The 9,013-nt window shown below is 41.6% G+C and carries 8 protein-coding genes and 1 pseudogene; 1 reads left to right on the forward strand and 8 read right to left on the reverse strand.

Going from position 1 to position 9,013, the window contains the following annotated elements; genetic code table 11:
• Window positions 1-89 precede the first annotated feature (89 nt).
• From CH373_RS18245 to CH373_RS18280, 8 genes are all read right to left on the reverse strand, one after another.
• The gene (locus CH373_RS18245) at window positions 90-3,059 is read right to left on the reverse strand and encodes a PP2C family protein-serine/threonine phosphatase (RefSeq protein ID WP_100715557.1); all 2,970 of its coding nucleotides are present in this window, start codon (window positions 3,057-3,059) and stop codon (window positions 90-92) included.
• Entirely contained in the window at window positions 3,052-3,483 is a 432-nt protein-coding gene (locus CH373_RS18250; protein WP_100715556.1) for an ATP-binding protein, read from the reverse strand. The genes CH373_RS18245 and CH373_RS18250 overlap by 8 nt, the downstream gene beginning before the upstream one ends.
• Before the next feature lie 16 nt (window positions 3,484-3,499).
• Entirely contained in the window at window positions 3,500-3,841 is a 342-nt protein-coding gene (locus CH373_RS18255) for an STAS domain-containing protein (RefSeq protein ID WP_100715555.1), read from the reverse strand.
• Window position 3,842: 1 nt separating this feature from the next.
• Window positions 3,843-4,766, reverse strand: coding sequence for a hypothetical protein (locus CH373_RS18260; RefSeq protein ID WP_100715554.1), 924 nt, complete (start codon window positions 4,764-4,766; stop codon window positions 3,843-3,845).
• Between the two features lie 211 nt (window positions 4,767-4,977).
• A complete protein-coding gene (locus CH373_RS18265; RefSeq protein ID WP_100715553.1) occupies window positions 4,978-5,358 on the reverse strand; it encodes a hypothetical protein in 381 nt (126 codons plus the stop codon).
• A 73-nt stretch (window positions 5,359-5,431) separates the two neighbouring features.
• Complete coding sequence (locus CH373_RS18270; RefSeq protein WP_100715552.1) at window positions 5,432-6,133, reverse strand: MgtC/SapB family protein; 702 nt, start codon at window positions 6,131-6,133, stop codon at window positions 5,432-5,434.
• Between the two features lie 78 nt (window positions 6,134-6,211).
• A complete protein-coding gene (locus CH373_RS18275; RefSeq protein ID WP_243393473.1) occupies window positions 6,212-6,982 on the reverse strand; it encodes an inositol monophosphatase family protein in 771 nt (256 codons plus the stop codon).
• A 28-nt stretch (window positions 6,983-7,010) separates the two neighbouring features.
• Window positions 7,011-8,372, reverse strand: coding sequence for a HEAT repeat domain-containing protein (locus CH373_RS18280; protein WP_243393474.1), 1,362 nt, complete (start codon window positions 8,370-8,372; stop codon window positions 7,011-7,013).
• Between the two features lie 201 nt (window positions 8,373-8,573).
• On the opposite strand from CH373_RS18280, the pseudogene CH373_RS18285 reads away from it, so the two are divergent.
• A pseudogene (locus CH373_RS18285) lies at window positions 8,574-9,013 on the forward strand (GTPase HflX); the annotation flags it as partial.

Raw genomic sequence — 9,013 nt, forward strand, 5'->3', positions numbered from 1 at the left:
GCGTTTGTTTAGTGTTACCTATGTTCCCGGTCTATTCTGTTACCCATGTCTCCGGTTCATACCAAGGGCGGGGCCTTTCCCAAAAACTCCTACCTACAGCGAATCGCAATCATCGCAATATCATCGGTCAGGTCTGATAGCCCAGGCTTACCAATTTCCTTATTTGTAAAGGACTCTACATCAGTCACGATTGCAGAGATCAGATCCTGAGGAGATTTTCCCAGACTTTTCCCGACGATTTTATGCAGTCTTTCTTTACCATACAGCCCTCCGTCCGGAGAACGCGCCTCATCCAAGCCATCGGTATATTGAAAAAAGAAATCACCGGATTCAAGTTTGACTGTTTTCGCCTGGATGGTAGTTGCAAAAAAGTCATTATCATCCATTCCGATCGGAGATCCACCTGCGGGCAATTCCATCAATTTTCTCTCAGAAGAATCGAATAACAGAGGTTTAACGTGTCCCGCAGAAATAAAATCGAATCTTGAAGTATTTGAATCGAAGATACCTAGAAAGAAAGTTATAAACATATGATCCGGAGTGTCCTCGTATAGATAACCGTTCAACTCCAGTAACACTTTTTTTAAATCTCGTTCCCCCTTTCTCAGGATCGACCTTACCTGAGACCTAAAAAGTGCCATCACGATTGCTGGTCCTACACCATGATTCGACACATCACCTATGCAAAGTGCAACTTTCCCTTTTTCTAATTCAATAAAATCGTAATAATCTCCGCCTACGCCGGCCATGGCTTTATAAAAAGCACCAAATTCCACTCTGCCATTTAAGTTTGTCGGAAATTTGTCAGGCAGTAAACGCTTTTGAATTTCTTCGGCGGCAATCAACTCGCCTCGTAGCTCTTCTCGCTCCCTCAAGCCGGTAACCATATTGTTAAGCGATTCGCTTAACACTCCGATCTCATCATAGCCTGATAATGGAAACTCGACCTTTAGATTCCCTTCACCCACTTCTTCCGACTTTTTGATAATCGCCTTGATTCTTCGAACCACTACCCAAGCAAGTCCATAAGCTAATAGTATCGCGAATGTTCCAATAACAGCTGTATATTGAAGGAGCTCCTCTCGATTTCTCTTAATTTCCCTGAGGCCATCCGTTCTATCTAATATGATTAGATTATAGCCAAGGTGATCCTTGTTCAAAAGATCGAATACCAACCCCTTTTCCTGTTCATGATCGATTACGAATGGGGTAGAGTCTAAATTCCACATTAACTCTTCCACTTCGCTTCGACTCCTGACCAAAATGCCTGCATTCAATGCGGCATTCTTTGTCTGTTTCGGAATTTCGGTCTCTGACTCTCCGGCCATAATCCAATCACGGAGAATTTTCCATTTTGCTCTTATCTGCTTTCGTTCTTCCGGGCTCTTCCAATACCTTTTGATAGAAGAAGAATCTGTTTTGTAAGGCAAAAAAGCAAAATCGTCCAAAGCGGCCTCGCGGAGTCCGAAAAAAGCATCCTCGGATTTGTTCTCATCATATTGAGTCCAATCATCCTTGGTCAGTATCATAGATTGGAGAGAATCACGAATCTCCTCCGATTGGAATTCTAATGCACGAATTTTCTCCTGAATTTCTTCCGCGCTTAGCTCCGAGTTCTCCTTCGGCTTGGAACCCTTAAGTTGTTTTTGAAGTTGGGAAAGTTCTGCACTCAGATTCTTTAATTTTTCTTCGAGCTCGTCTTTTTCCTTCTTCCATTGATTTGCGTTTTCTTTCTTGAGTGAAATGTACGGACTTAACTCATAAAGGAAGGTCTCTCTTTTTTTCAAAATCCTTTTGTATTCCGAATAAAGCCCCCGAAATTCGGGATCTGCAGACGGCTTTAGCTTGCCGGTCTTCTTTAATTCGTCCAGCTTCACCTTCAGTTTCTCTGTGAGATTGGATATTTCCTTTGAGACTTCTCTATCTCTAGATAAAAAGTCCTCCCAATCGTCATTTTGGATTTCCTTCGTCAGTATCTTCGCACGCTCCGCAGTATTAAGATTTCGGAATACAGACCTTGATACAACCTCGTACTGTCTTCCTGCAATTTCGTAATTTTCAGCGTCAGTTTTTTCTTGGAGCGAGATGAGAAGTTTGTCCCGCTGAAATAGCTCGTCTTTGTTTTTTTCGAATTCCGAAAACCCGAAGAGCTTCTTACCAGTAGAAGAGGACTGAGGGAAAAGAAGTCCTGTGTCTAGAGTCTGTTTTCCCGTACGATTGAAAGCAAGGATCCGAATTTTGTCAGGAAGCAAACCGAGGGAAGAAATTCTATCTTTGTAGGATCCTTTAAAAAAGTTTTGCAAAGAACGAACCATATTCGCTTCGCCCGCAAGAACCTTTCTTTCCGAGTCCTGCAAAGACTTCTCGCTTAACTTACGCTCCTTTTCGAGGTTTCCTTTAAGAGTCTCCAGTTCCTTAGTACGTTTTGGATCCAAATCCTTACTCGATAACTCTTCTGCCGCTGCCTTGGATTCTTCGTCTATTTCTCCTAGTCTTATTTTGAACGACTCAGCCGCTAATCTAGCTTCTGCGGTTTTTTTTGCGATCGTAGTCAGTTTAGAATAAGTTAATTGTTCAATTGGGGCGCCATTTTCTTTACGAAGTTCGTTCTTTACTTTGGATTCAAAATCCTGAATTTCCTTTGGCGAAAGGTATCTGGTATAATAAGTGTCGACTGCGCGGACTTTATAATCGTATTTAACTTTCAGTCCGAGTGAAGCCCCTATCGACTTTAAGGTTCCAAAAAAGCCAGTTTCCTTTTGAGTTACTTTTCTCTTAAACTTGCTTAATTGTGCCTGTTTTTCCTTTATCCTAATCTTAAACTCTTCGATTAGAATCAAACTCCGGCTTAATTTTTCCAAATCAAGAACTACAGTATTAATGTATTCCAATGGAGCTCTTAATTCAGAATCTATTTTCTCTTCGAGCGCCTTCTTTTGTTGTCCATAATAAATTACTGATGTAAGCGCAAGGATTGCTACCACCAAAATCGCCGTGAAAAAGGAAAGTTTAGTTCGTATTCCCGGCGATATTTTATAGAGAAATTTATTCTTAATCATTCTTTCCTTTTTTATAAATTAATGTCAGTTTATTTCGTGGAGGATTGGACAGTTGCTTGTACCTGACCAACATGATTTTCTTAACAGATCGAATCCCGAAGCCGCCGTCCGCTCCGGATTCGTACAGATCTTTCCATGTGGATGATTTATGCTTTGTCGGATCAAAAAGAATTCCCTCGTCGGTGATCGTGAATCTCCAACTAGCCTTGTTCTTTTTCATCCTAAGTTCCATTTCCGATTCTTTTGGTTCCGGAAATCCGTGCTCTATCACGTTTGTTACTGATTCATCTAGCGAGAGTAAGATCCTATTTCGAGTAATATCCGAGCAATCCTTTCCAAGGAATTCTCGAATCTCCGAGCGGACTCTTGACAACTCAGATAAATCTGTCCTTATCTTCAGTATTTTTTCGCTTTTCGAATCCATCCTTAGATTTCTTTTTCTATAACGCTGCTAATGCTTCCTGTAAAGTATTGAACAGTCTGACTTTCTTTGTCAGATACATCAAATCCATTGTATCCCTGATTTCTTTTTTAACATTTGTGAATACGATCTCTCCGGATTTCTCCTTTAAGAATTTCTGTATGGAGTTGAGTACTCCGATTCCAGCAGAGGCGATATAATCCAAACCGGAACAGTCGCAAATGATATTCACCAGGCCATTACCTACCGCCGATTCCAATTTTAATTTTAACTCGGGAGCTGTTTTTGCGTCTATTTCGCCCGTGATATGAAGGACTAATCGTTTGCCTTCCTGTTTTTCATTAAACGTAAGTGCTGCCATACTATATTCCTTTTTTTAATTCCTTCATTAAGTCTTTCGAATGTATGATTCCATACAGTTTTCTCTCAAGACTGTCGATTTCGTAGTAATATTTCACATCGGGATCTCCCTCAAATATGTGTGCATACTTGCGAATCCCTTGTATCGCTTTTTTGACATTTGCTTCTAAGATGCCTCTAGTAATCGAGTAATACAAATCGATGGCGAGAGAATCCTTTAGATTCTCCCTAAAACCCGAGGCTCTCTTGGTCAGTGCATCTATTAACTTTTCCACTTCCTGATTATTGTAATTTTCCGAATCGCTAAAATTAATAATATAAGAGGATAATAATTTTCTACAGCGCATTACATCGTTCGATTTGGCTGCCGAAACGATCTGGCTGTACAATCGATGCACTTCCGCATCCAAATAAACCTTTTGTCTATGTGCATCGAGTTTTACAGGTTCGAAAGCCGTCTTCAGCTCGTCGGGAGAAAAATTTCTAATCGAATCCTCGAACAATTTTTCGCTACGAGTCTGGTTCAAATGAGCGAATTCCGTCATTGGCTTTTCCAAGAGCCCGATAAATTCTAAAGCTTCGGGAGAAGCAGCAACTTGCTCATCTTCTAGGATCTTTTCACAAAAGAAAATGCAAGTATCTCCTATTGCGGAAAGATTTTCAGACAACGCTTGAGAAACCAACCTTTTGCAATGCGGGCCGATTGTATGAAGATAGGCCGGGTTTCTGGATTCTTCCTGTATTTTATCGATTCCCTTTGCCGAGGACAAGGCATTATGGGCCTTCTCCCTTTCCCATCCGCCAAAGATCAGAGGATCACATAAGTACTTACGGAAGTTCTTTTTACCCGAAAGCGCTAATAGGCGAATCGTCTTAATGATTTCTTCTGCAAGAGCCGAAGGGACAGATGTTCTCTTTTCAGGCATTATTAATACTTCCGATCCCTAAACTGAAGAGTCGTCGGTGTTAGGTGCTTTAGCTATTAACAACGATCGTTATCGGAACTTGTTCTAAAATAACGCCACAAAATGCAAAGCAAATTCCAAGATTCGTTTCATATCGAACCTAAAGTTACAATCCAATTGCGAAAACCGTACTATGTCTTTAAAATTCGATTGTTAGTGGGATTAGGTCTAGTTATCCATTGCGAAAAAGCTTGCGAAAGATACTTCCGATCAACTCCACAATGCTCTTATTTTCCAGTTCTCGAATCCTCTTTTCCCGTTCGACGGATAAGTATCCGATTTCCTCATCCAGATCCTCTTCGTTTGGGTCTTCAGCTTTGTTAAACGAAGGATTCCTTGGATCGAGTAATGATCTATATCTAGTTTTCTTAATTAATCCGGCTATGATATCTAGGGGGATTTCGGAATTCAAATAGAACTTCCTGGTTCCATTCGGAAAAGGAAGGATATCCTCATCTACTATTCTATAATCCAGGCCTTGTTCAATGAGCAGTTTTTCAAAGTAGGTGGATTCCAGTAGATCGTTTGTCTTGAAAAACTCTTTATAAGCCATTTACAAGTTTTATCTAAGTGCGAATCTATAACAAAAGGACAAATTCGTTTTTCAGAATCAAATCCGCCTGAGTTCAGGCCGATTCTATACTGATTCGGTTCACTTCCCCCAGGTTTCTCATATTATCCACAATCTGAATCATATCGAAACCCTTCGGCGCAGCGATCGTTAATTTCAACTGCACGTTTTTAGTTCTGAAATCCTGTGAAAAAGATTCCGAGACCAATCTTAGATTATGATTTGCTAATAGTTCTCTCAATCCTTTTCTGTGAAACTTTTTCTGACGCAGGTCCAAGATTAGAACCTTATATTCGTATTTTCCGAAATATCTTTCTTCGATTAAATCGAAGGAAATCAAAGTCAGCAAAGTTACCGAAGTAGTTAATAGGGAGGCAAAGTACAGGCCCGCGCCCACCAGTAGTCCGATCGCAGACACCACCCAAATCGACGCAGCAGTATTTAATCCTTTTACGTTTAACCCGGACTTGAGAATGGCTCCCGCACATAAAAATCCTACGCCAGAAACAACCTGTGCAGCAATTCGAGTTGGATCTCCCACGTGTCCCGTGTAGTAATCAGCCGCGTAAATAGATAGGAGCATCAACACGGTAGACCCGAGGCCGATCAGAATATGAGTCCGAAAGCCTGCACCGTGATTTTTCCTTTCACGATTCCAGCCGATTGTGCCGGCAAAAAGGATGATAAGAAACACTCTTAGAGTAACCGAGATCTCGTTTATTTCGTTTGTCTTGAATAGTTCTGCAATAAATTGCATGGAAAGTACCGATATTAGAAACTATGAGCCCGGACGCAAAATAAGGAAAGCGTTTTAGAAAAATTTGCGCGAAGGATCCTAGAGTATTGGGGGCTTCAGTCGAAGTACTTGTTCCAATAAGTCTCCATCCCTGGAAATAATGGAGCTCATGCGAACTCGGTCCCATTTTTGGGGGTTCCCGTCCAGGTTCACCAGCAGCCCCCCCGCCTCTCTTACAGCCACCGCGCCTGCCGCAAAATCCCAGATTTTTGCCCCATTCAGATTTAAAAATATATCTGTTTTTCCCTCCAGTAGCTCCTTAAACCCGGCGCCAGTTGCACCTAATGCACGGGAAGCCATGGCTTCCTTTGAAACATTACGGATCCACTCAAAATGACCATCAAGTAGTGTATTATTGATTTCTAAAGAAACCAGGCTATGCGAGAGAGGTTTTGATCTTTGCAGACTGATTTTTTCCCCGTTCAGGCTTGCACCCTTCCCTTTTTCTGCCAGTATAATCGTGGCAGACGCTGGAAAGTAAATACATCCGACTTTCGGTTCCTTATTTTCGATGTAAGATAGCACAATACTAAATTCAGGAATTCCACGCGAAAACAATGCACTCCCATCCAGCTCATCGCAAACGATGCATGTTTCAGGCAACGGTTCTTTATTTTCCTGCTCTTCCAAAACTAGGGGTATGCCGGAAAATTCCTTTCTCAAACGATTGCTCAGAATTTCATGAGAAGCAATATCGGCTTGGGTCAAGACCTGCATAGGATCTTTTAAGTTGTAACTTGACTTGCCGTCGAAGTGTTTGAGCACTTCTTTACCTGCTTCGTTGGCAATCGCCTTAAATATGGAAAGCATTATAGAGGAATATTAAATAATTGAAATATTAGGGCGTTTGCTCGCTCGGGGCTGGCTCGTTCGGCTGCGAATTCTGATCATTTGATGGAGCAGCTTCCGGAACAGAATCTAGAATCGGAGGCCTTTTCCTTTTTTTGGTCTTCTTAGGAGGCTTGATATTTCTGACTTTGATAAAAGGACCGAATACCCATCCCTTCACTACGTCTGTAAAAGAATCTTTGAATTTTGTAGCTACCATTACGTGGTAATAAAAATCTTCGATCTTCCTACCATCCACTTCGATGATAAATCTCTTATGGCTTTTCCCCAGAATCTTTCCGACCTCTCCCATTTCCAATTCACGGATTACTTCTGCTCCAACATAAGGCATACGTAAGAGCGGAGTGTTTTGACGAGTGATCGTAAGAAATTTTCCGTACGCCTTTAATCTATATAACCTAATGCTGATTTCTTTTACTACTGCCTCCGAATTGGAAAAGGATTCTAAAATTCGAATCAGTGCAAAGATCGCGTAGGAATTCCTTTGCTCAGCCAAAGTATCCAGGATCTGGGTTCTAAGATTTTCTTTATTCGTAAAAGCATCTTCCAGAATGCTCATTGCAGTTCGAGTCTTATGAACTCCCAGTGCTTGCACCGCCGCTTTTTGCAACTGTTCGTCTTCTGAATTTAGATTATCCACGAACAACCGAATGTCTTCTGGTACTTGATAATATCCGAGAGCTGCAATGGAAGCTAATACGATTTCCTTATCAGAAGAAGTGAGCCCCTTTTGCAACAAGACTTCTCTAGCTCCAGGATCCAGAGTTTTTCCCATTCCCTTAAAGCAAGCGACTCGAATGTCCCTGTCTTCAGATTTAGTACCTTCGTAAAAATAATCTAAGGATGCAGGAGATCCTATATCCGCGAGTCCTTGGTAGGCCGCTTGGCGAGCGGTTTCGCCGTCTCGATCGATCATCTTATGCAAATAATAAACGCCTTTTCTAGATTTTAGCCTTCCTAATGCTAAGGCAGCGGCGGCCCTCACTCTAGGTATAGGATGATTCAATGCATAATAACCTAATTTTGTAATGTTTCTGTATGCTTCGGAGCGAAAGACTCCAAGTAAGCCGTCTCTGAACTGCAGATCGTACTTACGAAGCTCGTTTTCATTCTCCTGTGTCGGCTCTTGGTTTTGGTTTTGAGGATTGGGTTGAGTGTTTTCCGGATTTTGAGAATCACCTTCCTGCGCAGTTGGACCGCCGCTTGGTGTATCCTGAGAATAAAGGGAAAGAATGGAAGTTCCAAAAAACAATCCGATTACGAGCAAAATTGGAGTTAGATCTAGATAATTCCGATTCGCCACTATGTATTTTGAAGAAGACATCCGATCCCAAAAACCAATTCGTTTCATTAAGCTCTATTCTTTTTTTCGACACATATTTCAGTTACATTCATTATTTTCGGCACCTCGACTTGGTTCGATGACCCAGAAGCACCTGCTTTCGAACTTCAAAGTTCGCAAAAAACTTTAAAATCCTGTACTTTTTACATCCGACTTGGACTTCCCAAAAAAGTAGGAGCTCCCCGAACTGCTTGACGGAGACAAGAGAACATGGTAATTCTTGAAAAAAGGAGTGATCGTATTAGTAAGCTCAGCGGAAACCTATCCGGTCTCAAATCAAACCAAATCCATCGCCTCAAAAAACTCTCCGAACGGAGAATCAGGGAAAATGTAATTATCACTCAGGATGTTTCCCGCCTACTCTGTGAAATCTCTCACGAAATCAGTCGCCAAGTCGGAATCTTAATCGATCGTTCAGGATATGTAACACACGTGATTGTAGGATCCGACAGTTCGATCGACATCCCGTGGCTGGATAGAATTAGAACATCCGAAGCAAGACTAAGAGGCTTACGATTAGTTCACACTCACTTAAAAGACGAAGCACTCAACCAGGAAGATTTGACAGACTTGGCCTTGCTTCGACTGGATTATCTTACAGCGGTTACAGTTGGAGCAGATGGTTTTCCGAAGGTATTGTTTTCCGCACA

This window comes from Leptospira perolatii, from assembly GCF_002811875.1.
GTDB lineage: Bacteria > Spirochaetota > Leptospiria > Leptospirales > Leptospiraceae > Leptospira_B > Leptospira_B perolatii.